At 70.0% G+C, this 3,039-nt stretch carries 1 protein-coding gene and 1 pseudogene; both read right to left on the reverse strand.

What is annotated here, in order from left to right:
- A pseudogene (locus A5736_RS02545) lies at nt 1–855 on the reverse strand (hypothetical protein); the annotation flags it as partial.
- Nucleotides 856–1,091: 236 nt separating this feature from the next.
- On the reverse strand, nt 1,092–3,039 hold a 1,948-nt coding region (locus tag A5736_RS26195), incomplete at its 5' end, for a hypothetical protein (protein ID WP_076244373.1).

Consider the following 3,039-nt stretch of genomic DNA (forward strand, 5'->3'; position numbering starts at 1 on the left):
CGCGCTGTAGGCAACGTCCGGATCGCCCGGCTCAACGGCGGCAGATGGCGCTGCGGCGCCACGGGATTCGGGCAAGTACGCGGGTAGTAGTCCAGGCGACTGCGCGGTGAGCGCCAGGGGGTCGACCTCGCCGGTGCCGGGATCCAGCGCATAACCCAGTGCGGCGGTGGACGACGAGAACAACGGCGCGTTCGCCGACGCCAGCGCCGCGCCGCGAGCCAACGCCATTTCCGGCTCGTCGGGTACCGAAAGCGCGAGTGTGGTCGCGGCCTCCAGCGCCGGCTTGATCAACGGGATATCGACGCCGGAGCCGACGACGACCAGACCGTCGGGGCGCGTTTTCAGCGATTCAGCACGGGCGGCCAGCTGGACGAGTTCGGCGACGGCCTGGTCTTCGTCGTCGGGGAGAACCCTGCGGTGCACATCGGACACCGATCCGTCGGCGGTATCGACCACGGCCAGGGTCGCGGTATACGGCTCCACGAAGAGCATCGCGGTGTTGGCGTAGTTGGTGGCGTCGCCGACTGCTTGCGTCAGCGCGGCCGCGGCCATGAAGGCCGACACCAGCATGACGTTCTCGACCTTGTGCGAAATCAGCGCGTCCCGAAGCAACGCCGCCCCGACGTGATCGGTCCAGGTCACTCCGGCCGACAGCAGCTGATAGCCACCCTCTTCCGCACCTTCGCGCGTGCCGAGGATGGCCGAGACGACCTGGGTGGGCGCGGTGCGGGGCGAGTCGTCGGTGACGTCGAAGTTGTCCTGGTCGACGGCGGCCCCGTCGGCGCTTTCACCTTCGACAAGCACCATGCGGACCTTCGTCGGCGCCATCGATACGCCAAGCACGACGCCCACCACCGCTGAAAGTTCTCCCTCGACAGTCTCGTTGTTACCCAAGGATTTTGGTCCCGCAGCACCGCGCAGGATCCACGATCCGGGATTAGCTGGGCTTTATGAAGTTCTAGCGAATGGGCGGCACATCTTCTTGACCAGCCCTTATCTGTCCGAGCCTACCCCCGAGGCAGGGGGTGGTCAGTACCCGTCGCGGTGCGTTTTCGAGTTGCACTTCGAGCCCGTCCGGACACGACGGACGGTTACTTGTGGCCGCCTCCACCGCTACTGTGGCCGCCGCCGAAGCCGCCACCTCCACCGCCGAAGCCGCCACCGCCGAGGCCGCCGCCTCCGAACGGTCCGCCGCCACCGCCGAACGGCCCACCGCCACCGCCGCTGTGGGCGCCTCCGAACGGTCCTCCACCAATCGGTCCGCCGCCGGCCGGTCCGCCGCCGCCAAAGGGCCCGCCTCCGATCGGTCCGCCGCCAATCGGTCCGCCGCCAAAGGGCCCGCCGCCACTGTGACCACCTCCGCCGAGGGGCCCGCCGCCGAACGGCCCACCACCGCCAGGACTACCGGACCCCGTGCCGGGTAACGGGACGTGGACCGGAGGCGGGGCTACGACTGGCGGCTGCGGGACATGGACCGGAGGCTGGGCTACCACCGGCGGCTGCGGCACGTGGACCGGCGGAGTCACCTGTGGCGGGGTCACCTGCGGCGGCTGCGGCACGTGGACCGGCGGAGTCACCTGCGGCGGGGTCACCTGCGGCGGCTGCGGCACGTGGACCGGCGGAGTCACCTGCGGCGGGGACACCTTCGGCGGAGTTACCTGCGGCGGGGTCACCTGCGGCGGGGACACCTTCGGCGGAGTTACCTGCGGCGGGGTCACCTGCGGCGGGGTCACCTGCGGCGGCTGCGGCACGTGGACCGGCGGAGTCACCTGCGGCGGCGATGGCAGCTGCGGGACCTGGGCCGGCGGCTGATTCACCACCGGCGGCGATACGCGCGGCGGGAGCTGGATCACCGGCGGTCGCATCACCGTTTCGAGACCTGGCACCAGGAGCGGGGTCGCCGGAACCGGCGCCAGCGGAGGCGCCACGACAGGCACTGGAATCACCGGAGCCGCGGGAGCCGGCGGCGCCGGCATCGCGGGCAGCGGCGCGGCTTGCGGGTGTATCGGCATAGGCGCGGCTAGGGGTATCGGAGCGTTGAGTTTCTGCGCCGGGGCGGATGCCTCTAGGTGCGCGGGGGCGGGCGCTTGCTGCGTGGGGACGATTAGGTTTTGGCTCGGGGTGGGTCGCAAGGCGACCGTCCCGGTCGCGCGGATGCCAATGGCCAGCGCGATTTCCAGGGCCAGCGCCGCGCTGATGCCAATGACCGCCAAACCACTACCGACCAGCAGCACCGGCCTGCGCCGGGGTTGGTTCTCCAGATCAGCAACGTCGGACCGGTCGATGACGACCGTCGGGACGTCGTCGTCCTCGTCGGGGACGGCGCTGTAAGCGAAGTCGTCGTCAGCGTCGAGAAGCCCTGAAACACTGAGGTATTCGGGCACTGAAACGGCGGCACCGGTGCCCGGGTCTTGTGCGTAGGCCAGTGCAGCGGTCGATGAGGCGAACGTCGGCGCGTTCGCCGCGGCCAGGGCGGCCCCGCGGGCCAGCGCGGTGCCGGGCTCCTCGGGCGCGCTCACTACGAGCGAGGTCGCCCATTCCAGCGTCGGCTTAATCGGGGCGATGTCGACACCCGAACCAATCAAGAAGAGGCCGCCCGGCCCCCATTCCAGCCCGTCCAGCCCCGAGATCATCTTGGTGAGTTGTGCGGTGGCCTCGGCGTAGGACTCCGCGTAGATCTGTTCTCGATAGAGGTCGACGATGGAACCGTCGGAGGTCTCGACGACGGCCAGCGTGGCGGCATCGGGCTCGACGAAAAGCACCGCCGTGCGCTCGTAACCCATTGCGCCGCCGACGAATTGACCGAGCGCCGTCGCGGCGAGAAACGTCGAGACCAGCATCACGTTCTCGAGCTTGTGGGCGGTCAGCGCGTCGCGCAGGGCGGCCGCTTCGAGTTGGTCGGTCCACGCCACCCCGACGGAGGACAGTTCGAGGCCCGCAGCGTCGGAGTCTTCGCGGGTAGCCAGGATGGCGGCCACCACGCGGTCGGACGCGCTGACGGTCGGTAAGTCGTCGCCGGCGCTTGTCGCGAATTCGTTG

Origin of the sequence: Mycobacterium sp. SP-6446 (assembly GCF_001954045.1) — a bacterium.
In the GTDB taxonomy this organism is placed as follows: domain Bacteria; phylum Actinomycetota; class Actinomycetes; order Mycobacteriales; family Mycobacteriaceae; genus Mycobacterium.